Raw genomic sequence first — 22,642 nt, forward strand, 5'->3', positions numbered from 1 at the left:
CCTCGATCACTTTCACCGCCATATACGCCTTCCGGGTGGCCGCCGAAGCCCGGCTTCTGGCCAATGCGCTCGCCGCAACAGAGCTGGTGCTGCAGCGCGAGCAGCACCTTTCGGCGCTCGACGGGCTGGCCGCCGCCGCCGCGCACGAGCTCGGCACGCCGCTCGCCACCATCGCGCTTGTCGCCAAGGAGATGGAAAAGGCGCTCGGCAAGGATCCGAAATATGGGGAAGACGTAACGCTGTTGCGTTCGCAGAGCGAGCGTTGCCGCGAGATTCTCAAGCGGCTGACCAGCCTGTCTTCCGAGGGCGAGGCGCATCTTTCGCGGCTGCCATTGACCTCGCTGGTCGAGGAGGTCACCGCGCCGCACCGGGACTTCGGCATCTCGATCAAGCTTCGGCCCGGCGAACGCATCGGCCCCGAGCCGGTCGGTCGACGCAATCCGGGCGTCATTTACGGCCTCGGCAATCTGGTCGAGAACGCCGTCGATTTCGCCCGCAAAAGCGTCACCGTGCGCTGGAGCTGGGACGAGGCCACCGTCACCTTCTCGATCATCGATGACGGCCCCGGCTTTCCGGCCGAGATCATCGACCGCATCGGCGAGCCCTATATGTCGACGCGCCAGGGCAATGAAACCGGCGGCGGTCTGGGCCTCGGCCTGTTCATCGCCAAGACCCTGCTCGAACGCTCCGGCGCCGTGCTCGATTTCCGCAATTCGAGCGGCCTGGGCGAGGGCGCCATGGTCCAGATATCGTGGCCGCGTGGTGTGTTCCTCAATCCGGAAATCACTTCGGCCAGCATGTTCGACACCGCCTGAGAGCCTTGAAGGACCTCTAAAAATTGGACAAGGAGGCTCAGGAACTATATTTGCGTAAAATTAAGGCAGCAGGAATTTTGAGACTATGACAGGCGACGAGAATATTGGCGCAATGGTTGAAGGCGAGGACACCTCGCTGCTTGTCGTCGACGACGACAAGCCGTTCCTCACGCGTCTGGCCCGCGCCATGGAAGCCAGGGGCTTCGTGGTCGAGACGGCCGAGAGCGTCGAGGAGGCGGTTGCCAAGGCGCGCGCCAATCCACCCGCCTACGCCGTGGTCGACATGCGGCTCGGCGACGGCAACGGCCTCGACGTGGTCGCGGCCATCCGCGAAAAGCGCGAGGATTCGCGCACCATCATCCTGACCGGCTATGGCAACATCGCCACCGCGGTGACCGCGGTGAAGCTCGGTGCGGTCGATTATCTCTCCAAGCCCGCCGACGCCGACGATATCTTCGCCGCACTCACCCGCACCGCCGGCGAGCGCGCGGCGCCGCCGGAAAACCCGATGTCGGCCGACCGCGTCCGTTGGGAACATATCCAGCGCGTCTATGAGATGTGCGAGCGCAACGTCTCCGAGACAGCGCGCCGGCTCAACATGCACCGCCGCACCTTGCAGCGCATCCTGGCCAAGCGCGCGCCGCGTTAAGGCCGCCGTTTGCCATCTTGCCGATTGAAGCCCGCCGAAACAGGCGGCATGACGGAGGCGACATGCAGGATCTGAAGCATCGGCCGGTTTCCGTCTTCCGCGAATTTCTCGATAGTGAAGCGGCCGGCGGCATCATCCTGATGGTGGCGGCGGCTCTGGCGCTGATCGTCGCCAACTCGCCGCTCGCCGAAACCTATTTCTCCGCGCTCCACGCCTATCTCGGCCCGCTCAGCGTCTCGCACTGGGTCAATGACGGGCTGATGGCCGTGTTCTTCCTGCTCGTTGGGCTGGAGATCAAGCGCGAGATGCTGGACGGCCAGCTTTCCACCTGGCCTCGGCGTGTGCTGCCCGGCATTGCAGCCGCCGGCGGCATGGTGGTCCCGGCACTCGTCTATGTGGCCGTCAACCGCAACAATGCGGCCGCCCTGTCCGGCTGGGCGATCCCGACCGCCACCGACATCGCTTTCGCGCTCGGCGTGCTGTCGCTGCTCGGCAGCCGCGTGCCGGCTTCGCTGAAGGTGTTCCTCACAGCACTCGCCATCATCGACGACCTCGGCGCCGTCATCATCATCGCCATCTTCTACACCAGCGGCCTTTCGCTGGCTTATCTGGGTGCCGCCTTCGCCGTTATTGCCGCCCTTGTCGTGCTCAACCGCATGCGGGTGATGACGCTTGTGCCCTATCTCGTTCTGGGCGTCGTCCTGTGGGTTCTGGTGCTGAAATCCGGCGTCCATGCCACGCTCGCCGGCGTGGCGCTGGCGCTGACCATCCCGCTTGAGCGCTCCGCCGGGATCGGCCACGATCTCGACCATTCGCCGCTGCACCGGCTCGAGCACGGCCTGCACAAGATAGTGGCCTTCGTCGTCATCCCGATTTTCGGCTTTGCCAATGCCGGCGTTTCGCTCGCCGGCCTCAGCGTCAGTGCGCTGATCGAGCCGTTGACGCTGGGTGTCGCCGCCGGCCTGGTGGTCGGCAAGCTGGTCGGCGTGTTCGGCTCCTCGGCACTTGCGATCCGGCTCGGTCTTGCCGACCTACCTGCCAATGCCGGCTGGACGCACATGGTCGGCATATCGCTGCTGTGCGGCATCGGCTTCACCATGAGCCTGTTCATCGGCCTGCTCGCCTTCGCCGGCGACGTGGCGCTGCAGGACGCGGTCAAGGTCGGCATCCTCGCCGGTTCCTTCATCGCCGCCATCCTGGGTGCTGCCGTGCTGCTCATGGCACCCTCCAAGGGTGGCGTGGAGGACGATGAAGAGTAGAGCCGGTCATAGACTGAAGGACGTCCGCTACTCGCTCTCACCCTCCAGCGCCGGCACCGACACGCCGGCAAGCTCCGCCGCCAGCAGCCGCGAAGCGCCGGCCCGCGCGATCCGCAGCATCAGCGCCTTGCGCGTTGCCGCCGCCATGCGGTGCTCGGGCGCATCGCGCAGGATTTCGGCGCCGTAGCCGTCGGAGAAAATGAAGCCACACTCCTGCGGAAAGATCTCCGAGGGCACGCCGGGATGGGTGGCGAAGAAGAAGCGGTCGGAATGCAGCCGGTAGTCGGGCCATTTGCGGTCGACCCTGAAATCCTCGATCGAGGATTTGATCTCGATGATCCAGATATCGCCCTGCCGGGTCAGCGCGACGAGGTCAGCGCGGCGGCCCGTAGCCAGCGACAGTTCGGGCAACACATGTGCGCCCATATCCATGAGCAGCCGCTGTACGCCGCGCCGCACCAGCATGGCGCGCTCGGACTGGCGGCCGTCGATGAGAGGGTTGATGGGGATGGGGGAGATGATCGGCATGCCGGGCACCATGCCAGATTCTGTTCACGGTTTGAACCTGCTTTATGCAGGCGATTATGTCGTTGACAAACCAATCTAGAAATAAGCGGCTAGCCGTGCTTCATAGGGGATGCTTTTCTCCCAATCCGACGCCTTCACTGACATCGAGCTAGCCCGCGCCTTACGGGCCGGCGTCGCGCACGAAAGAGGGCGAATGCGTTCCTTGCTTGACGATCTTGCACAAACTCGAATGGAAGTCAGAGACGCCTCTGCAATCCGCCATCATGGGCGGGCCGATTTTCTCAACAGCTTCGCTTCACGTACCAACGATGCCCAATTCAGACCCAGGAACACTATCAGTTCGCGGGCTTGATCTTCGGTAATCCCGGCCTCTTTGACCAAGCGTTCAACGAAGGCCGCCTCTGGACCAATTACCGGTTTCTTTGGCTCATCCATGGTGGATTCTCCAAGATGCTGGCCAAACTATGAAGGCCGCCGAACGTTCCGCTCCACGGGCTCACGGTCTAAAAGCGTACCGTGCTGGGCGCTACCCTGCAGTAGGGGCTGACAGGCCGGCACTGATTTGACCTTGCAATTTCGGCGTACGACTTCGTACATTCATACTTGCTCATGAAAAGCGAGGGGCCACGGTATGATTCTGTCGGACTTCGAATTCCTGGCCCCGGAAAATCTGGCCCTATGCCAGCGTGTGTTCGACCAAGTATGCGCCGACGCCGACATAGACCGCGCCTCGATTGAGGCAGAGCAAATCGCGGCGGCAGTGCTCAATGTTTTCCAACTGCTCCCCGGGGCCACGGAAACCGAGTTGCTCGCCTCGATCCGTGATCGTCGCGATGCTTCCCACAAGCGGACGGGCTGACCGAAGGTCGTTCCTTTAGGCCCGGCGTTTGTTAATTTTACGCTTCAAGAGAAGTATCACCAGAACGGTCCGCATAGACTCATGCTCGCGGCTATCAATCTCAACCGTCCAGTCGTCAGGGGGATTGTGCCATACGAAATCGCAACCGCGCAAAGCCTCGCGAAACGTGTCCGGGTCAATGCCCGCAGCGTTCGCCATTTCTGCGGCGGTAGTCAGTTCGGCCATGCCCAGTGCTCTCGCTAATCGCGCACTAGCAATCTCTCAAGCGGGACTTAGTTCCCAAGGTCGCTGGGCACAAAGTCGCATGGCAGGCGCTACTCAACGGTAGGGGGAATGGCTAGACCAAAGCGAGGCCCGGTGCGACCTAGAGGGGTGTGATTTGGGGGATCTAAGTCGCACCGGTCACTCTTGCGGGTCGATTTGGGCGACGACCGCATGCTTAAGCTACAGGCATATTAGCTAGCGCGCAATTAGCCCTATAGGCTCTACCCAGCCGTAGGGGAATGCGCTTCCCTCCAAAAAGAACGTAAACCGAACAAAATCGTCAAATGAGCTGCCGAGTCCGCGTTGACTCGGTTGCAACGCTCCACGATGCTCAACCTGTTTATTTGGGGCGATTCGTTGTCACAAATAGATAAGACCGGTTCAGGTGACACTGAACCGGCCTTTAGAAGCAACCGCCGGTGAGGGCGGAAATTTGTGGACCACGACGGGACAATTGTCGCGTTCGTGGCGCAAGTCAAGACCCTTGCCGGCTATTTCGAAAAGGAATAGCCATCATGGCTACCAAAGCAGACGAGCCTTGTTACAGGCTCACTTTTGACGACGCCGTTACGGTTCAGATTGAACTTATGCACGGCGAGAAACAGAGTCGCATCGCTGCTCGATACGACACGAACGGCGGTCGCATCTCTGAGGTAAACACCGGCAAACTTCATCCCGGTAGCCGAGCAGAAGCGCTTCGTCGTTTGAACTCGTAACCTACAAGGCGGCGGGTGGTTACGACTTCCCGCCGCTTTGCTTTCCCGCCTTCACTACCTTTTTCAACACACGGTCAAAGGCTTCCTCTGACTCGTCGGTTTCCAGTTCGCGCGCCTTCTCGACAAACTTCTGATATTGCTTGTCCTTGGCTGACTGGCCGGCTTCCAGTTCGGGCGCAGTACGCCGCTTGAACTTGCCGAGTTGTTGGTTAGGTTGTTTGTTCATTTCAACACCACCTCGGGTCGAGCATGCCTAAAAGGCACTACACCATATACTGCGATGAATCTTCAAAGAAAGGCCCGCACTTTTCCAATTTCTACGGAAGCGCCTTGATCCAATCCGCTGACCGTCAAGCGATCGAAAAGGTTCTCAGGGAGAAAAAAGAGGAACTCAATATATTCGGCGAAATGAAATGGACAAAGGTCACCAAGGCGTATCAGGAAAAGTACATCGAATTCATCCGATTGTTTTTCGACTTTGTGGTGAGTGGCCGGGTGAAGATTCGGATTATGTTCACCCATAACTATCATAAGCCCAAGAACTTAACGGACGAACATCGCGAGAATGAATACTTTCTGCTATACTACCAGATGCTAAAACACGCATTTGGATTGCGCCACTGTAATCCAAATGGAATTGACAGGGTTTTTATAACAACTCTTCTGGACGACATGCCGGACAGCAAAGAAAAGATAGAGCGATTTCGTAATTACATTTGTAGCATATCAAAGACGAACGCGTTCTATGGTTGTGGGGTGTATTTCCCGAAGGAACAAATAGCACAGGTCAATTCCCATGAGCATGACATTTTACAGGGCTTGGACATAATCCTGGGGTCTATGTATTTTCGTTTGAACGATCTACATAAGGCAAAGCCTGATGGAGCGAAACGACGCGGCAAACGCACGTTGGCGAAGGAAGCGGTCTACAAAGAAATTAACCGCCTAATTCGCGGGATCCATCCCAATTTCAACATCGGAATCAACACCGGTACGCCCAACGGCTACATTGACCGATGGGAGCAGCCATATCGCCATTGGCGATTTATGCCCAGAGAGTTCGAGATCGATGAGGAAGCGGTAAAGCCCCGCTAGGGCCTACATAAATACTCCTAGTGGAACTAGAAGCTTCGACCGAAGCAGGGCTCGCGAATCAAGATATAGCGTTCTAGGAGCGATTCAAGACCATTAGGCTTGACACGGTAAAAAAATTCCTTATATGGGCGCGCCGCCCACAGTTTTTCGTTCCGTTACCGAAACTTTCCGCGTTTGTTTCGCCATCGCGCTTCGCCTTTCCACAACGGAAGCGTTAGCTGCACCGGCTTTCTGTAGTGATCATGCTTCGCTGTAACGAGGCCCATGATAGGTAAGGCGCTTACCAGCGGCACCCTTCAAGGCGATGAGTGAACGAACGTTGTCCTCGATGCCCAAGGCCGAACGGTTGCTGTATCGGAAGTCGAACTCTGCCAAATAGCGGTGCAAGTGGTGCTCGCCACAATGCTGGTAAATGCCCTTCATGCCGCGCTTGAAGATCGAATAGTAGCCTTCCACGGTGTTCGTGTGGATGATCTTCTCGCCTTCGTAGCGAACATATTCGTCCTTGGAATGCGTGACGACATCGTGCGAAGCGAATTCCTGGCCCACGCGGCGATACATGCCAGCCTCGTCAGTCATCAAGGCGCTTTCCTTGGCGATGTTGGCACGAACGATAGGCATCACGGTGCCAATGCGGGCGGTATCGACGTGGAAGGAACGGGCGCGGCCACCACGCTCGACAAGCGTAACGACAGAGTTCTTGTGTGCGCCGCCGCCACGCTTCACAGGCGTGCCAGCAAGGCGGCCAATGTACGTCTCGTCAACTTCCACGGTCTTGCCGTTGCCGCCCATGGGGGAGAAGTCGCCAGAGCGCATGGCCTCGCGAATGCGGTGCGCCAGAAACCAAGCCGCCTTGTAGGTGATTTCCAAGGTGCGGTGCAGCTGATGGGCGCTGATACCTTTCTTGGACGAACACATGAGGTGGATAGCCTGAAGCCAGATGGTCAGCGGCAGGTGACTTTCTTCCAAGACCGTGCCCATGCGGACAGTGAACTGGCCCTTGCAGTCGCGGCACTTGTAGAGGCCGTGGCGCTCGATACCGTTCGGGTTTTTCTTCGATGCCTTGGTGCGGACGCCTACCAGCTTGTAGGGCTTTTCCATCGAACCGCAGTGGTGGCAGACCGGGCCATACGGCCAAAGCATACCCTCGACATGCTCGAAAGCGGCGGCTTCGTCGCGGAAGTGAGGGCGGGAGAGAACGGACATGGCGAAAGTTCCTAAGCTGTTGGAATCTTTATGCCTTGTCTGGTTTGGTTTGTCAACGACATAATCGCCTTTATGCAGGCGAATATCCGGTTGACAAACCCAATAATATATAGGAATATATACCTTAAGTCGGCATCCATACGTATTTGACAAGCCAGGCTGCGCAGGTACGCCTTAGCCGCGCGCTTACAGGGGCACTTATGGCCGAAAGAAGCAAAACTACGGACGCGGTCCTCAAGGGTCTTTTGGTCGCACAGGTGCTGGTTGGAGGCGGGTTCGTTGGCTTTTGGCTATGGGCAGGGAAAGCCACCATCCCAAGGCACGGCGGTGGCTGGCTTGACCTTGATCGGATTCAAGACCCATACCTCTATTGGTTTCTACTGATTGTAATTTCAGGCGTGACGGTCGCCTTCCCGATCCGGTATCTCTACCAGGGCCCACCGAAGTGGTAGGCGCTACCCAGGAGGCCCTTATCGACCGGCCATTGTATATTTGACATACCCGGATATACCCAAAAGAAGTCAGGCATTGATCCTTGCTAGATAGAGTTTGCGGTGCATACCGTCGCTTTCATGGGAACGGGCGACGCAAAATCGAACACTACCGAAGGCCAACAAATGTGGGCCTTTGACCTTGACACTCTGCGCAAGGCTTTCAGAAAGTCCGTTCAGGAGCACAAGGTCACGGCGGCTGATTGGGCGGAACACGCCAAGCAGTTCCTCGAAAAACAAAGAGATCGTCAGCGCGAATCGACTTGATATGCCGCGCCGGTCAACTTCCATTTGGCAGCTTCAAGATAGCAGGAAAAAGTCTTTGCGCGTCACCAACCAAAGCCGGATGCAACCGCTTTAGTTCCGCGAATGCCGAATGGCATAAGCAGGGAGACGTCACTTCGACACTTCCGTGAAGTGCGCAACCCATCTGCGGTGGTGCATGGCTCTATGTAAATTAGCTAGAGCGAATATAAGCGAAAGGTGATATTTTGGAGGCAGCCGGGGCTCCCCCAATACACCCCGCTCCGGTCAGGCCCGGTGGCGGTCCACCCAAAGGAAGGCTACCGGGCCGATCCCTGCAACCAACCGGTGACCCGCTCGTTGATCCCATGCCGGGTTGATCCCCCGGCACTCCAGGACCTGCCCGCTGCCGAGGGGCGGCGGGCCTTTTTTGCCGATTGGGTTCAAGGCCGCAGCGATAGCGAAGGCCCCGGCGGACGCCGGGACCTTCGCGTTGCTGGTCTCGTCAGAAGTGGATCCAGAAGGATCGGCGGAAACATCTGCGGCGCCAGGAACCGTGGCGCCAGTAGCGACGGCAAACCCGCCTCCAACCGCGTCGACGACGGCGGCGGTGCCACCTGCGGTGCCGCACGAACTCGACGCCGTCCCGGACATCGGGACCATCCGGGTCGAGAATGTCGTCGGACGGTTTGTCGAGTTCATCGAGAATGCCGGGCCCCGTATTGGGGATGCCGGCCAAGGCGGTGGCAGGACGCGCGATTGCGACGACGGTCGCAGCCCCTGCCAGCCCAAGCATTCCAGTCAGAAACAATCGCCGATCCATGCCAACCTCCATCGTTGATCATTTCGACAAGGGAAGACATAGAGCGGCGGATTGACGCGCCCAGATGCCAAAGAAAATTGGGTCTATCGTTCTGCCGTGCGGCGGCGGGGCTTTTTAGCGGTCTCTGACAGTCCACGCGGCCAGATGCGCCTGTTCCCGTGGATCATTCCTCCGACAAGCCGGTCGCCGTTGCGGCCGTTTCAATGCTCACCGGCACGCCCTGGCGCAGGGAGTTGCTGACCGTGGAAATCGCCGCGGCCCTTGTGATGATCTCCGCGGGGTCGGAGCCGTCCAGCGTCGTGCATGAAACCGTCATGGTTGACGAGGTCGCGAGCAAAGGCTTGCCTTCGAGGTTCAGCGTCACGGTCACGGCGATGTTGTCGAGCGTTACGCCCATTTCCTCGGCGACGTAGCGAAGGTCGTTGCAGAAGCAGCCGCCGATCGCCAGGGCGAGCAACTGGCCGCCATTGAAGCCCAGGCCCATGCCGCCGGCCTTGCCTTCGGGCCGGTCGACGATGATCGTGTGGCCGCCTGCCCAGCCCATGGCCGCCTGCGTGTCCTCCACATTGCGCAGTTCGACGGTCATCGAGACCATTGCGGATGTTCTCCCGGCAGGAGTCGACCAGGCGTCGGGCCTCGTCGACATACGGTCATCATGCAGGCGCGGAGGCGCCCTTGTCGCCGGGCAACGCCGCGCCCGCCATGTCATCAAGGATCGGACAATCCGGCCTTTCGTCGCCGTGGCAGGCATGGATCAGTTTCTGCAGCGTCGAGCGCATCGACTGCAACTCGCGCACTTTCTCCTCGATCGCCGTGACATGGGCGGCGGCGATTTCGCGCACGTTGTGGCTGGCGCGGTCGCGATCCTGGTAAAGCGCCATCAACTGGCGGCAATCGTCGATGGAAAAGCCGAGATTGCGCGCACGGCGCAGGAAGGCCAGCCGATGGATATCGTCTCCGGAATAATCGCGGTAACCATTGGCGGCACGCGCCGGGGCGATCAGGCCGATCTCTTCATAATAACGGATGGTCTTGGCCGGCAGGCCGGAGCGGTGGGCGGCGTCACCGACATTCATGACGGTTCTCCTCGATTTCCAGGAACCTGTGGAGCAGGCCCCTTGAATTTGCTTCACAATCCTGTGAGTCCTGTTGCCAAAATGCCATAGTGATACGCTTACCGGTACGTCAAGGCAGGCATATAGGCATCGCGCGCTTGGCAAGCAAAGCAAATGCCAGCATGAATGATGATGAGAGAGCGGCCACTCGTGCCGCCGAGTTTGGGCGGGGCACCGGATCACCTGATGCGCATGAAGTCGTTTGCAATCATCGCCGCACTGGCGCTCTCCACTGCTATCGCCGGTTGCAGCACCATCGGCTCGCAGATCTTCTCCAACGACTATGGCGCGGTCACCGACGCCGGTTACCAGCTGCCGCGCATCCCGATCGAGAAGGTGCCGATGAAGTACCATCGGCAGGAAGTGAACTACGACAGCCCGGAAAAGCCGGGCACGATCATCGTCGATACGCAGAACAAGTTCCTCTACTTCATCGAGGGCGACGGAAGGGCCATTCGCTACGGCATCGGCGTCGGCCGCGAGGGCTTCGAATGGCATGGCACCGCCCATATTGCGCTCAAGCGCGAATGGCCGACCTGGACGCCGCCGAGGCAGATGATCCAGCGCCAACCGGAATTGGAAAAGTTTGCCGGCGGCATGGAGCCGGGCCTGAAGAACCCGCTCGGCGCGCGCGCCATGTACCTGTTCAACAAGGGCGGCGATTCAGGCTATCGCCTGCATGGCAGCCCGGAATGGAATTCGATCGGCAAGGCGATGTCGTCTGGCTGCATCCGCCTGATGAACCAGGACATTATCGATCTCTATGACCGCGCCTCGGTCGGCGCCAAGGTCATCGTTCTCTAGAGGCAGTTTTCGTACGCGGACCGTCTAGGCAACAACGGACGTCCCAAGCAGAAAACCGGGCAATTCGGCCCGGTTTTTTGTTGTTTGCGCGATGCGACGCCTGCTCAGTGGTCAGGACACCGCCGAGAACGAGGTGGGGACCAAAATTTGGTTGGTGATTGTCTCGGTGATCTGGCCATCACGTTCGGAATCTTCCCGCGCCTGCGTCCAGGCAGGGTCCTTCACGAACGCCGTCCAGCGCTCTTCACGTTCGGCCAGCGATTCCCATGCCAGCATGTAGGTCAGTTCGTTGTTCGAAGCTCCGATCAGCGTGGTAAAGAAACCCGCTTGGCGGATACCGTGCTTTTCCCATAATTTGAGGGTGATCTTGTCGAAGCGATCAAGAAGCGCCGGCAAGCGCCCCGGCAAAGCCCGGTAAACCCGAAGTTCGTAGATCATTCTGGAGTTCCTTCTGGCCGATGCGCCGGAAGCGAAGAAATCGGACCAGATGGTCAGCAGGGTAGAATTATCAAAGGGGCGTCAGGAGACCTGCTCGACCTGCTGTACCTCCGGCACGAAGTGACGCAGGAGATTCTGGATGCCGTGCTTCAGCGTCGCCGTCGAGGACGGGCAGCCGGCGCAGGCGCCCTTCATGTGCAGGAACACCGTGCCGTTCTCGAAGCCGCGGAAGGTGATGTCGCCGCCATCCTGGGCGACCGCGGGGCGCACCCGTGTATCGAGCAGTTCCTTGATGGTGATGACCAGCTCTTCGTCGGCCTTGTCGTAGAACTCACCGGTCTGGCTGGTCTCGGCGGCCGGGCCAGCCTTGGCCATGACGGGCGCGCCGGACATGAAATGCTCCATGATGGCGCCGAGGATCGCCGGCTTCAAATGCTGCCAGTCGGGGCCATCCTTGGTCACGGTGATGAAGTCATAGCCGAAGAAAACGCCGGTGACGCCAGGAATTTCGAACAGCCGGCCGGCCAGCGGCGAGGCGACGGCCGCGCTGTCGGCATCGCGGAAATCGGCGGTGCCTTCCAGAAGCACTTCCTTGCCGGGCAGGAATTTCAGCGTCGCCGGGTTTGGCGTCGATTCGGTCTGGATGAACATGGCCGTCTCCGTGCCCGTTTGGGCATCTAGTTTGGAACAATTCTAAATAGGCTCAATTGGCTGGACATTCAAGCGAAACGCATCGCCGGAACAGCTGGCTGGCGGAATGTTTTTGCGCGCCCAAAATCGGACCGGCATCACCTGAAGAGCAGAATCTCAGGCCAGGCTGTCTATTTCTTCGTCCGACAGGTTCTGCGGCACGACGGTCACCGGGATCGGGAAGGCGGCACCTTTGCCGGCCACGGCGCCGACAAGCGGCCCAGGGCCTTCCTTGCCCGCGCCGGCGGCCAGCACCAGAATGGCGATGTCCTGGTCTTCCTCGATCAATTTGTGGATCTCTTCCGTCGGCTTGCCTTCGCGCACCACCATCTCGGGCTCGATGCCGAGCTTCTGGCGCACCTTGTTGGCATAGCTGTCGAGTGCGGCGCGCGCCGTGGCGTTGGCTTCCTCGCGCATGATCTTCTCGACACCCAGCCAATGCTGGAAATCGTCCGGCACGATGACATAGAGCAGCACCAGCGTGCCGCTGGTGCTCTGCGCCCGTTTCGAGGCATAGGCGACGGCACGCTCGCATTCCGGCGTGTCGTCGATGATCGTCAGGAATTTCCTGCGATGGCCGGCTTCGCGGCTGAGGCGTTTGGAGACCATGTCTATCTACTCGGTGTCTTACGGCCGCAATCTGCCACTGTGGCGGACCGGCGGCAAGTCGCCGGCCTTGTGCCAGTGCGCCCGATGTCGCGATCAGCCCTGCAGCAGGCCGATAATGTCGCGCACCGTCTTCATCGTCGCTTCGGCCAGCACGCCGGCGCGCTCGCCACCGTCCTTGAGCACCGCGTCGACATAGGCGCGGTCATCCGAAATGCGGCGCATCTCGCTGGCGATCGGCGCCAGTTTTTCCACTGCAAGATCGGCCAAGGCCGGCTTGAACACGGAAAACTGTTGGCCGGCGAATTCCTTGAGTACATCCGCCTTCGATATCTCGGCGAGACCCGCATAGATGCCGACCAGGTTCTCCGCCTCGGGCCGGCCGGCCAGGCCGTCCAGCTCGCTCGGCAACGCTTCCGGGTCGGTCTTGGCCTTGCGGATCTTCTTCGAGATGTCATCGGCATCGTCGGTCAGGTTGATGCGCGACAGATCCGACGGGTCCGATTTGGACATTTTCTTGGAGCCGTCGCGCAGCGACATGATGCGCGCCGCCGGCCCGCCGATGACCGGCTCGGTCAGCGGGAAATAGCCGTTCACGGTCTCTTCGCCGACCTGCATCTCGACGCCGACGCCAAGGGCCGCGATGCGGTCGGAGAAGTCATTGTTGAATTTCTGCGCGATGTCGCGGGTGAGCTCCAGATGCTGCTTCTGGTCCTCACCCACAGGGACGTGGGTGGCACGGTAGAGCAGGATGTCGGCCGCCATCAGGGACGGATAGGCAAGCAGGCCGAGCGAGGCGTTCTCCCGATCCTTGCCGGCCTTGTCCTTGAACTGCGTCATGCGGTTCATCCAGCCGATGCGCGCCACGCAATTGAAGATCCAGGCAAGCTCGGCGTGCTGCATGACCCGCGACTGGTTGAAGACGATGTGCTTCTTCGGGTCGATGCCCGAGGCCAGGAACGCAGCGGTGATCGACCGCGTCTGGTCGGCCAGGTCTTCATAAACGAGCTGGGCTGTCAGCGAATGCAGGTCGACGACGCAATAGATGCAATCGGAGGTGTCCTGCAGGGCAACGAATTTCTTGATGGCGCCGAGATAGTTGCCGAGATGCAGATTGCCGGTCGGCTGGACACCGGAAAAGACGAGTGGCTTGAAGGCGGTCATGATTGTCCTCATGGCTTGTGGAGGGCCGTTTCGCGCGCGGCGAAAGTCTTGCGACGGCGCGCTTATGGACGAAGGCGTGGAGAGGATCAAGAGGCGGTCGGGAGCCTCAAAGAAGCTATCAGTATGTTGACAACATCATGTAGATTGCTACATAATTATTGCTACAATTCCGATAGGCAGGGCTGTGATGACGATCAACATCAACAACAAGGAGGCGGACAGCTTGACGCGCGCCTTCGCGAAGGTCGAGGGCGTCGGCATAACCGAGGCGATCGTGATCGCCATGCGTGAGGCACTCGAACGCCGGCGCAACCGCGAGACGCCGTTGGAGACAGCGGCAAGGCTCCGCGCCGAGTTCGGAATTGAGCTTAGCGATCGGGCGCGCAACCCGCTACCGCGCTCGATCTATGACGAATTGTCGGGCGAAGACTGATGTTTGTCGACGCAGCCGCTATTGTTGCGATGCTGAGCCAAGAGGCCGAAGCTGAGCGCTGTGCGCAAGCGATTATCGAAGCATCGGCTCCGTTCACCTCGGCGATCGCCGTCTGGGAAGCCGCGATGGCGCTTTCACGATCGGAAAAGCTGGCCATACCGGTCGATGTAAGCCTGAAGATAGTCAGCCGTTTTCTCGAAGAGCGGGCAATTGCCTTGCGGGAGCTTCCACCAGCTTCAGACGCAACATCGCTGTCCGTTGAGGCTGCGTTGCGGTTTCGCAACAACGCTATCCGCCTGAACTTGGCCGACTGTTTTCACTACGCTTGCGCGCGCTACTACGGCGTTCCGATGCTTTCGACTGCGGACGAATTCCGGCTCACGGATCTGGAGACTGTTCCCTAGTCGGCGGCGATCCCTTCCGTCCAACATTGCGCCTGATCATGCCGAAATCCGCGCCGCCGGTGGCAAACGCCGTGATGAAGTAGAGCAGCGCCCCACCTGCAACCAGCGACAGCAGCGTCGTCGCCTTGACGATCAGCGGCGAGCCTGGCCCAAGCCTGACCGCGAACCAGTGCTCTGCAAAATAGAGTGCTGCCCCCATCACCACCGCGGACAGCACCAGCCGTGGAATGCGTTTCATCAGCGGCACGTCGCGGCCCCAGTGGCCGCGCCGGATCAAGACGCCGAGCAGCATCACCGCGTTGACCCAGCCGGCGACGGCCGATGCCACCGCGATGCCAGGCGCGCCCATCCGTGGAAACAGCGTCAGCGCCGTGGTGACGTTGACCGCCACCGAGATGGCGGCAAAGATCATCGGCGTGCGCGTGTCCTCACGGGCGAAGTAACCCGGCGTGAAGGCCTTTATCAGCACGAAGGCCGGCAGGCCGAGGCCGAAGATCGCCAGGATCGCCGCCACTGTCGGCGTCGAGCCGTTGGCGGCGAACGCGCCGCGCTCATAGACTAGCCGCACGATCGGCTCCGACATCACCCAGAGCGCGGCGGCTGCCGGCAGCGTCAGGAACAGCGTGAACTCGACCGAGCGGTTCTGCAGATTGGCCGCCTCGATCAGATTGCCCGACTTCAGCGCCCGCGACAGTTCGGGCAACAGCACGATGGCGACCGCAACACCGACCACGCCGAGCGGCAGCTGGTAGATGCGGTCGGCATAGGCGAGCGAGGAGACCGCGCTGTTCTGCGCCGAGGCGATTGCCGTGCCGATCAACTGGTTGATCTGGGTGATGCCGCCGGTGATGGCCGCCGGCAGCGCCAGGACCAGCAGCCGCTTGACGGCAGGCGTCATTTTCGGACGGCGAAAGCCGATCGAGATGCCGGCATGGCGCACCGCCACCCAGACGATTGCCAGTTGCACCAGTCCGGCGGCAAGCACGCCCCAGGACAGCCCGTAGCCGACGGTAAGCGCGTCCGAGCCCTTGTACCAGGCATAGGCGAGCACGCCGATCAGGATGATGTTGAGGAACACCGGGGCCACCGCGGCGGCGAAATAGCGGCGCAGCGAATTCAGCATGCCCGCCATCATGGCGCCCAGCGACATGCAGATCAGATAGGGGAACATGATCGTCGCCAGCGTCACCGTGGTGTCGAACTTCCCCGGCGTGCCGGCAAAACCCGGCGCCACCAGATAGCGCACGATCAGCGGCATCGACAGTTCCATGATGATGGTCAGCGCCAGCAGCGCCGTGAACAGCACACCGAACACTTCCTCGGAAAAGCGCTTGGCGCCTTCGGTGCCGTGGGTCTCGATCTCCTTGGCGAACAGCGGCACGAAGGCGGCGTTGAAGGCCCCCTCGGCAAACAGCCGGCGAAAGGTGTTGGGGAACTGGAAGGCGGCGTTGAAGGCATCGGCGACCGGTCCGGTACCAAGTGCGGCCGCCATCAGCATCTCCCGGCCGAAACCGAGCGCGCGGCTCATCAGCGTGCCGGAAGCGACCGTTGCGAATTTCTTGACGAGGCTCATGCTTTTGGGAACTGCCTGCGCAATTGGGACAAAGTGATGGTCGTTGTCACTCGGCCGCCGCCCTGGACTTGCCACCGCGTTCGGGCACGATGCCTTCGAGCGTTGCCATCAGCCGATTGCGGATGGTGGCGATGCGGGCCGGGCTATCTATCTTCTGGCCAGTGAGATCGGTGACATAAAAAGTGTCGATGACCTTTTCGCCGAAGGTGGTGATGTGGGCCGATGCGATGTCGAGCGACAGGTCGGAAAGCGTTCCGGTGATCTCCGACAGCAGCCCCGGCCGGTCGAGGCCCTCGACCTCGATGACCGAAAAACGGTTCGACAGCGTGTTGCGGATTTCGGCACGCGGCGGGATCTTGAACACCTTGGAGCCACGCCGCGGCTTGGTGCGCTTCTCGATCATTTCCGGCAGCCAGCTCTTGCCCGACAGCACGTCCTCGATCAGCCGGCCGACACGCTCGGCACGCCGGCGCTCGTCCTCGTCGCGGTCGAATTCTCTGCTGATCAGGATCGTGTCGAGTGCGCGGCCGTCCGACGTCGTGAAGATCTGCGCGTCGACAATGTTGCCGCCGGCCCCGGCGCACGCCCCGGCGATAACCGAGAGCAGGCGGGGGTGGTCCTGCGCCAGCACGGTGATTTCGGTCACCGCCTCGAACTGGTGGGTCTTGACCATGGTGGCAAGCTTGTTGCCCGACGCGTCTGCCTCACGAATGAACTCGGCATGGCGCAGCTGGTCTGCGAGGTCGACGGTCAAAAGGTAATTCTCGTAGTGCTGGCCGACATAGCGCTTGCGGGCCTTGTCCGGCCAGTCGGCAAGCGCCTCGGCCAGGCGCTCGCGCGCCGCCGCCGTGCGCTGGGCCCGCGATACTTCCGAAAACCCGCCGGTCAGCAGCAGTTCGGTCTCGTAATAGAGCGTGCGCAGCAACTGGCCCTTCCAGCCGTTCCAGACACCCGGTCCGACGCCCCTGATGTCGCAGACGGTCAAGATCAAAAGCATCTTCAGCCGCTCCACCGACTGCACGATCGCGGCGAAATCCTCGATGGTCTTGCGGTCGTTGAGGTCGCGGGTTTGCGCCGTCATCGACATCACGAGATGATGCTCGACCAGCCAGGCAACGGTTTCGGTGTCGGCCGGCGACAGCCCCATATGCGGGCAGATGCGACGTGCGATCCTGGCCCCGGCCTCGGAATGATCCTCCGGCCTGCCCTTGGCGATGTCGTGCAGCAGTACGGCGACATAGAGCGCTTCGCGGCTCTTCTTCAGCCCCGGCATCAGCGTGTGCGACAGGGGGTGGACCTTTTCGCCGTCGCCGCGCTCGATCTCGGCCAGCACGCCGATGCAGCGGATCAGATGCTCGTCCACCGTGTAGTGATGGTACATCGAGAACTGCATCATCGCGACGATCTTGCCGAAATCCGGGATCAGCCTGCCGAGCAGCCCGGCTTCGTTCATGCGCCGCAGATTGAGTTCGGCATTGCGGTCCGACGTCAATATGTCGAGGAACAGCCGGTTGGCCTCCTCGTCGCGCCGCAGCGACTTGTTGACCAGGCCGAGCGAACGGGTCAGCAGCTTCAGCGCGTCAGGGTGGAATTCCAGACCGTGCTTGTCGGCGAACCAGAACAGCCTGAGCAGATTGACCGGATCGCGCTCGAACACCTGGTCGTCGGCGATGTTGATGCGGTGGTTGTCGACAATGAAGTCGGAGGTGCCGGCAAGCTTGCGCTTGCGCCGCGAGAAAGTCAGGAAGATACGGTTGAAGCCCGGCACGTGCTTGGCCTGCTCTTCCTCGAGCGCGGCGCAGAAGATGCGGGTCAGGTCGCCGACGTCCTTGGCAACGAGGAAGTAGTGCTTCATGAAGCGCTCGACCGCCGACAGGCCGGGGTGTGTGGTGTAGCCGAGCCGTTCGGCGATCTCGCGCTGGATGTCGAAATGCAGCCGTTCCTCGGCCTTGCCGGTGAGGAAATGCATGTGGCAGCGTACCGCCCACAGGAAATCCTCGGCCTTCTGGAACTCGCGGTACTCGCCCTCGGTGAAGACGCCCTTGTCGACCAGTTCCTCGCCGGTGCGCACCCGGTAGAAGTATTTGCCGATCCAGAACAGCGTCTGCAGGTCGCGCAGGCCGCCCTTGCCGTCTTTGACGTTGGGCTCGACCAGATAGCGGCTTTCGCCGGCCTTGGCATGGCGGTCGTCGCGTTCGGCAAGCTTGGCCTGGACATATTCGGGGCCGGTCGTGCGCACCACCTCATGGTCGAAGCGCAGCATCAGTTCATCATAGAGCTTTTCCTCGCCCCACAGGAACCGTGCTTCGAGGATCGAGGTGCGGATGGTGACATCGGTGCGCGACAGGCGCAGGCATTCGTCGATATTGCGTGTGGCGTGGCCGACCTTCAGCCCCAGGTCCCACAGCATGTAGAGCATGTATTCGACTGTCTGTTCGCCCCACGGCGTCTGCTTGTAAGGCAGCAGGAACAGAAGGTCGATGTCGGATCCCGGCGCCAGCGTTCCACGGCCGTAGCCGCCGACAGCGACGACGGCCATGCGCTCTGCGGAGGACGGGTTCTTGACCCGGTAGACATGGGTGACGGCGAAATCGTAAAGCGCCCGGATGATCTCGTCCATGAGATGCGATAGCCGCGCCGCGCATGCGCTGCCGCCGCCATCGTCCATCAGCATGCGTTCGGCAATGGCGCGCCCTTCCGCCAGTCGTCCCTTGAGCAGCTGGAGCACGCCATTGCGCGCAGCCTGCCCTGAGCCGTCGCCCGCCGTGGCGGCGGTCAGCGCGGTCATCTCGCGGCGTAAGGCTTCGCCGTCGATCAATTCGTCGAGCTTCAGGGAGATTCTTGCCATATATCCAGTCGGCCTTGCCGTTTCGGCGGCGTCTATAGCGCGTTTTGGCGCCGCTGGGTATGGGGCGTTGAAAGCCGGTTCAAGACCCCGATGAGCTTTGGCTCGGATAGATAAATGGAATGACCATTCTCCGCTTCAGTCGATGGAAATCGACAATGCGCTTGCCTATTCGCCGAGCCTCGGCTTTTACCTTCGCTATGGCTGTCTTTCTGCGTTTTCCGGTCCCGGCGGGTGCGGCGCACTGGATATCCCGCTTTTCCCTGAGCAGGCTTGGCAATTGCAGCCCCCTGTCGCCAAGGAACTGATCTTGCGCGCAGAGCGCAGGAACAAGCTGATAGATCGTCTTGCCTCGCAAAACCGAAAACTCCGGATTGAAGACAAGGTCGTCGACAGCGATGCCGATCTCCTCGGTGGCCTTGATCAGGTCGAGCGCGGTTCGCCTGGAGATGATGTAGCCGGCGGTTCCTATATGTCCGGCGTCGAGTTTGGATGTGGAAAAGCCGTGACCGATGGCAATGCGCTTGCGTCGGATCACGGTCTTACAAAAATAGCTTTCGAGCTTGACGACTTCGGCATCGGCTGGGATCCAGTCGCTATCGCGAAGCAATGCGCCGGCTTTTGCGGCAAAGACGATGTCGTCCTCGAAGATTGCCCCATAGCGAGCGTCGCCTTGCGCGATGACAGCCCAGCAGGCCCGGTGACTGAGCAGGCAGGCGATCTCGCCGTCGGTCAATGGCAGCCTGTTCCGATATCCGACATTTTGCGGCATCTGGTCCAGGTCCGGCCGGTCCCGTGCGTCTATGGCCTGAACGCGTTCGAACGGGACGCCGATGCGGGCAAATTCCGCCGTCACGCGGGCAAGTCGATCGGGAGACCGATCGAGATTGATGACCAGACGCTTCATTGCCAAAGAAAATCTCACCCCGGGACGCTCGCTCTCTAGCAGGCGTGGTGTTGCCGCGTGAGACTTTTTTTGGGGAGGATGGGCGCACCGTGGACCGGAAAAGAAAAGTCAAAGCAGCCCTTGACCTTCCAGTTACTGGAAGCCCTATCTCCGCGTCACACACCGACCCATCGAGGCATTTTCGAATGACGCATTCCGATCACGATCATCACGCGCATGGTAGCTGCTGCTCGACAAAAGGAGCTGTGCCTACCACGAAGAGCGTCGTCCGCGACCCGGTCTGCGGGATGATCGTCGATCCTGCTGCCGGCAAGCCGACGGCCGAGCATGATGGCCATCTCTATCATTTCTGTAGCCAGGGCTGCCGCACGAAATTCGTCGCCGCGTCGGAAAAATTCCTGACGGCCACCGATCCGGTCTGCGGTATGAGCGTCGACCGCGCGACAGCCGGGCATTTTGCCCGCCACGAGGGCCAGGGCTTCTATTTCTGCTCGGCCGCCTGCCAGCCGAAATTCGAGGCCGAGCCGCAAAGATATCTCGGCGACAGGCCGGCACCGCAGCCGATGCCCAAGGGCACGCAATACACCTGCCCGATGCACCCGGAGATCATCCGCGACAAGCCCGGCTCCTGCCCGAAATGCGGCATGGCCCTGGAGCCGATGGGCGTACCAACGGGTGACGAGGGGCCCAATCCGGAACTGATCGACTTCACCAGGCGGTTCTGGGTCAGTGCCGCACTGTCTGTGCCGTTGCTGATCGTCGCCATGGCGCCGATGCTCGGCCTGACCTTCGAGGCTTTTGTCGACGAGCGGACGAAGGTCTGGCTTGAGCTGGCATTGGCCAGCCCCGTCGTGTTGTGGGCGGCGCTGCCTTTCTTCCATCGCGGCTGGGATTCGCTCGTCAACCGCAGCCCCAACATGTGGACGCTGATCTCGCTCGGCGTCGGCGCTGCCTATCTCTACAGCGTCGTCGCCACGCTGTTTCCGGACATGTTTCCGCATCAGTTCCGCGGCCATGGCGGTGCGGTGCCGGTTTATTTCGAGGCTGCCGCCGTCATCGTCGCGCTGGTCTTCCTTGGCCAGGTGCTGGAGCTGCGCGCCCGTGAAAAGACCGGTTCGGCAATCCGCGCCTTGCTCGATCTCGCGCCGAAGACTGCGCGGCTGATCGCCGCCGACGGTTCCGAAAGCGATGTGCCGCTCGATGCGGTCAAGGCCGGCGATCGCCTGCGCATCCGCCCCGGCGACGCCGTGCCGGTCGATGGCACAGTGCTGGAAGGCCGTTCCTCGATCGACGAGTCGATGATCACGGGCGAACCCTTGCCGGTCGAGAAGACCGAGGGGGATGCGCTGACCGGCGGCACGCTCAACAGACAAGGTTCGCTGATCATGCGCGCCGAGCGGATCGGCGCCGAGACGACGCTGGCGCGCATTGTCGAACTCGTCGCCAAGGCACAGCGCTCACGCGCCCCGATTCAAGGGTTGGCCGATCGCGTTTCTTTCTACTTTGTCCCGACCGTGGTGCTGGTGGCGATAGCGGCTTTTATCGCCTGGGCGATCTTCGGACCCGAGCCCAGCTTGATCTTTGCCATCGTCTCGGCGGTGTCGGTGCTGATCATCGCTTGCCCCTGCGCACTTGGCCTCGCCACGCCGATGTCGATCATGACCGCCACCGGGCGCGGAGCGCATGCCGGCGTGCTGATCAAGGAGGCCGCGGCGCTCGAGCGCTTTGCTTCCGTCGATACGCTGATCGTCGACAAAACGGGTACGCTGACCGAAGGCCGGCCGAAACTGACCGATGTCGTCACGGCAAACGGCTTCTCCGAAGACGAATTGCTGGCGCTTGCCGCCGGTCTGGAGAAAGGCTCGGAGCATCCGCTGGCCGAAGCCATCGTCGACGGCGCCGCCACGAGCGGTATGACCGTTGCCGAGGCCAGCGACTTCGAGGCGGTCACCGGCAAGGGCGTTTCCGGTTCGGTCTCGGGAAAGACGGTCGCGCTCGGCAATGCCGCGATGATGGCGGACCTTGGCGTCGACATCGCATCCATCTCGGCTAAGGCCGAGGCGTTGCAACTCGAAGGCAAGACGGCGATGTTCGTCGCTGTCGACAAAAAACTGGCCGGCATCGTGGCCGTTGCCGACCCGGTCAAAGCGACCACCGCCGAGGCGATCAAGGCGCTGCATAACAGCGGCTTGCGGATCATCATGGCGACCGGCGACAATGAACGCACGGCAAGGGCGATCGCCAGAAGCCTCGGCATCGACGAGGTCCGCGCCGGCCTGTTGCCGGAGCAGAAGGCAGCCCTCATCGAGGAGCTGCGCGCCGGGGGCAAAGGTGTCGCCATGGCCGGTGACGGCGTCAACGATGCGCCCGCGCTTGCCGCTGCCGATGTCGGCATCGCCATGGGTACCGGCGCCGATGTCGCTGTCGAAAGCGCCGGCATCACTCTGGTCAAGGGCGATCTCAACGGCATCGTGCGGGCGCGCACGCTGGCCCAGGCGACGATCCGCAACATCCGCCAGAACCTGTTCTTTGCCTTCCTCTACAATGTGCTTGGCGTGCCGGTCGCCGCCGGCGTGCTCTATCCGCTCACCGGCACGCTTCTGTCGCCGATGCTGGCAGCGGCGGCGATGAGTCTGTCCTCGGTGTCCGTGATCGCAAACGCATTGCGGCTGAGAACATTGAAACTCTGATCCAAACCCCCAAATACGAAACCAT

At 61.1% G+C, this 22,642-nt stretch carries 25 protein-coding genes; 10 read left to right on the forward strand and 15 right to left on the reverse strand.

The genetic code is table 11. The features are described from left to right. From EN943_RS02175 to nhaA, 3 genes are all read left to right on the forward strand, one after another. The coding region (locus tag EN943_RS02175; protein ID WP_164778044.1) for an ActS/PrrB/RegB family redox-sensitive histidine kinase at positions 1-815 on the forward strand (815 nt) is incomplete at its 5' end. 85 nt (positions 816-900) lie between these two features. After that, positions 901-1,464: an ActR/PrrA/RegA family redox response regulator transcription factor gene (locus EN943_RS02180; protein WP_013528072.1), complete on the forward strand. Its 564-nt coding sequence runs from the start codon at positions 901-903 to the stop codon at positions 1,462-1,464. A 62-nt stretch (positions 1,465-1,526) separates the two neighbouring features. Continuing rightward, a complete protein-coding gene (nhaA, locus tag EN943_RS02185; RefSeq protein WP_127411335.1) occupies positions 1,527-2,723 on the forward strand; it encodes a Na+/H+ antiporter NhaA in 1,197 nt (398 codons plus the stop codon). A gap of 27 nt (positions 2,724-2,750) precedes the next feature. Here nhaA and EN943_RS02190 read toward each other — a convergent pair whose 3' ends face one another. Both EN943_RS02190 and EN943_RS37535 read right to left on the reverse strand, forming a co-directional pair. Beyond that, positions 2,751-3,251, reverse strand: a complete 501-nt coding sequence (locus EN943_RS02190; RefSeq protein WP_164778045.1) for an MmcB family DNA repair protein — start codon at positions 3,249-3,251, stop codon at positions 2,751-2,753. 261 nt (positions 3,252-3,512) lie between these two features. After that, positions 3,513-3,686 carry a hypothetical protein gene (locus EN943_RS37535; RefSeq protein ID WP_164778046.1) on the reverse strand — a complete coding sequence of 58 codons (174 nt, stop codon included), beginning with the start codon at positions 3,684-3,686 and terminating at the stop codon, positions 3,513-3,515. Positions 3,687-3,882: 196 nt separating this feature from the next. On the opposite strand from EN943_RS37535, the gene EN943_RS02195 reads away from it, so the two are divergent. Beyond that, positions 3,883-4,110 carry a hypothetical protein gene (locus EN943_RS02195; RefSeq protein ID WP_127411337.1) on the forward strand — a complete coding sequence of 76 codons (228 nt, stop codon included), beginning with the start codon at positions 3,883-3,885 and terminating at the stop codon, positions 4,108-4,110. A 15-nt stretch (positions 4,111-4,125) separates the two neighbouring features. On the opposite strand, the gene EN943_RS02200 is transcribed toward EN943_RS02195, so the two are convergent. Beyond that, complete coding sequence (locus EN943_RS02200) at positions 4,126-4,335, reverse strand: hypothetical protein (protein ID WP_127411338.1); 210 nt, start codon at positions 4,333-4,335, stop codon at positions 4,126-4,128. 774 nt (positions 4,336-5,109) lie between these two features. Continuing rightward, positions 5,110-5,316, reverse strand: a complete 207-nt coding sequence (locus EN943_RS02210; RefSeq protein WP_127411340.1) for a hypothetical protein — start codon at positions 5,314-5,316, stop codon at positions 5,110-5,112. A 23-nt stretch (positions 5,317-5,339) separates the two neighbouring features. Here EN943_RS02210 and EN943_RS02215 point away from each other — a divergent pair, with 23 nt between their 5' ends. Continuing rightward, complete coding sequence (locus EN943_RS02215) at positions 5,340-6,185, forward strand: DUF3800 domain-containing protein (protein ID WP_127411341.1); 846 nt, start codon at positions 5,340-5,342, stop codon at positions 6,183-6,185. A gap of 240 nt (positions 6,186-6,425) precedes the next feature. On the opposite strand, the gene EN943_RS02220 is transcribed toward EN943_RS02215, so the two are convergent. Together EN943_RS02220 and EN943_RS02225 are read right to left on the reverse strand one after the other, a co-directional pair. Continuing rightward, the gene (locus EN943_RS02220; protein WP_127411342.1) at positions 6,426-7,391 is read right to left on the reverse strand and encodes an IS1595 family transposase; all 966 of its coding nucleotides are present in this window, start codon (positions 7,389-7,391) and stop codon (positions 6,426-6,428) included. Positions 7,392-7,912: 521 nt separating this feature from the next. Beyond that, positions 7,913-8,173 carry a hypothetical protein gene (locus EN943_RS02225; RefSeq protein ID WP_127411343.1) on the reverse strand — a complete coding sequence of 87 codons (261 nt, stop codon included), beginning with the start codon at positions 8,171-8,173 and terminating at the stop codon, positions 7,913-7,915. A gap of 508 nt (positions 8,174-8,681) precedes the next feature. Here EN943_RS02225 and EN943_RS37545 point away from each other — a divergent pair. After that, entirely contained in the window at positions 8,682-8,966 is a 285-nt protein-coding gene (locus tag EN943_RS37545; RefSeq protein ID WP_164778048.1) for a hypothetical protein, read from the forward strand. A 145-nt stretch (positions 8,967-9,111) separates the two neighbouring features. On the opposite strand, the gene EN943_RS02235 is transcribed toward EN943_RS37545, so the two are convergent. Both EN943_RS02235 and cueR read right to left on the reverse strand, forming a co-directional pair. Then, positions 9,112-9,543: an OsmC family protein gene (locus EN943_RS02235; protein ID WP_127411345.1), complete on the reverse strand. Its 432-nt coding sequence runs from the start codon at positions 9,541-9,543 to the stop codon at positions 9,112-9,114. Between the two features lie 58 nt (positions 9,544-9,601). After that, a complete protein-coding gene (cueR, locus tag EN943_RS02240; protein WP_127411346.1) occupies positions 9,602-10,024 on the reverse strand; it encodes a Cu(I)-responsive transcriptional regulator in 423 nt (140 codons plus the stop codon). 225 nt (positions 10,025-10,249) lie between these two features. Between cueR and EN943_RS02245 the strand changes: the two genes are divergently transcribed. Beyond that, a complete protein-coding gene (locus EN943_RS02245) occupies positions 10,250-10,867 on the forward strand; it encodes a L,D-transpeptidase (protein WP_013528066.1) in 618 nt (205 codons plus the stop codon). Between the two features lie 111 nt (positions 10,868-10,978). Here the strand turns inward: EN943_RS02245 and EN943_RS02250 are convergent, their stop codons facing one another. From EN943_RS02250 to trpS, 4 genes are all read right to left on the reverse strand, one after another. Next, positions 10,979-11,305 carry an NIPSNAP family protein gene (locus tag EN943_RS02250; RefSeq protein ID WP_027039720.1) on the reverse strand — a complete coding sequence of 109 codons (327 nt, stop codon included), beginning with the start codon at positions 11,303-11,305 and terminating at the stop codon, positions 10,979-10,981. A gap of 81 nt (positions 11,306-11,386) precedes the next feature. Next, on the reverse strand, positions 11,387-11,956 hold the full coding sequence (locus tag EN943_RS02255; protein ID WP_023811631.1) for a NifU family protein: 570 nt from the start codon (positions 11,954-11,956) through the stop codon (positions 11,387-11,389). Positions 11,957-12,112: 156 nt separating this feature from the next. Further along, positions 12,113-12,604, reverse strand: coding sequence for a universal stress protein (locus EN943_RS02260; protein ID WP_013528063.1), 492 nt, complete (start codon positions 12,602-12,604; stop codon positions 12,113-12,115). Between the two features lie 93 nt (positions 12,605-12,697). Beyond that, positions 12,698-13,765: a tryptophan--tRNA ligase gene (gene trpS / locus EN943_RS02265; RefSeq protein WP_127256391.1), complete on the reverse strand. Its 1,068-nt coding sequence runs from the start codon at positions 13,763-13,765 to the stop codon at positions 12,698-12,700. A 187-nt stretch (positions 13,766-13,952) separates the two neighbouring features. Here trpS and EN943_RS02270 point away from each other — a divergent pair, with 187 nt between their 5' ends. Beyond that, on the forward strand, positions 13,953-14,198 hold the full coding sequence (locus tag EN943_RS02270; protein ID WP_127411347.1) for a type II toxin-antitoxin system VapB family antitoxin: 246 nt from the start codon (positions 13,953-13,955) through the stop codon (positions 14,196-14,198). Continuing rightward, a complete protein-coding gene (locus EN943_RS02275) occupies positions 14,198-14,602 on the forward strand; it encodes a type II toxin-antitoxin system VapC family toxin (RefSeq protein ID WP_127411348.1) in 405 nt (134 codons plus the stop codon). The genes EN943_RS02270 and EN943_RS02275 overlap by 1 nt, the downstream gene beginning before the upstream one ends. Here EN943_RS02275 and murJ read toward each other — a convergent pair. The 3 genes from murJ to EN943_RS02290 all read right to left on the reverse strand — a co-directional run bounded on the left by murJ (position 14,577) and on the right by EN943_RS02290 (position 19,927). After that, on the reverse strand, positions 14,577-16,175 hold the full coding sequence (murJ, locus tag EN943_RS02280) for a murein biosynthesis integral membrane protein MurJ (RefSeq protein ID WP_127411349.1): 1,599 nt from the start codon (positions 16,173-16,175) through the stop codon (positions 14,577-14,579). The two genes, EN943_RS02275 and murJ, sit on opposite strands and share 26 nt — an antisense overlap. A gap of 46 nt (positions 16,176-16,221) precedes the next feature. Further along, positions 16,222-19,023 (reverse strand): [protein-PII] uridylyltransferase, encoded by a 2,802-nt coding sequence (locus tag EN943_RS02285; protein ID WP_127411350.1) that lies wholly within the window; start codon positions 19,021-19,023, stop codon positions 16,222-16,224. Between the two features lie 79 nt (positions 19,024-19,102). After that, positions 19,103-19,927: a glycosyltransferase family 25 protein gene (locus tag EN943_RS02290; RefSeq protein WP_127411357.1), complete on the reverse strand. Its 825-nt coding sequence runs from the start codon at positions 19,925-19,927 to the stop codon at positions 19,103-19,105. A 185-nt stretch (positions 19,928-20,112) separates the two neighbouring features. Between EN943_RS02290 and EN943_RS02295 the strand changes: the two genes are divergently transcribed. Beyond that, a complete protein-coding gene (locus tag EN943_RS02295; RefSeq protein ID WP_127411351.1) occupies positions 20,113-22,617 on the forward strand; it encodes a heavy metal translocating P-type ATPase in 2,505 nt (834 codons plus the stop codon). Positions 22,618-22,642 lie beyond the last annotated feature (25 nt).

Origin of the sequence: Mesorhizobium sp. M7A.F.Ca.US.006.01.1.1 (genome assembly GCF_003997935.1) — a bacterium.
GTDB lineage: Bacteria > Pseudomonadota > Alphaproteobacteria > Rhizobiales > Rhizobiaceae > Mesorhizobium.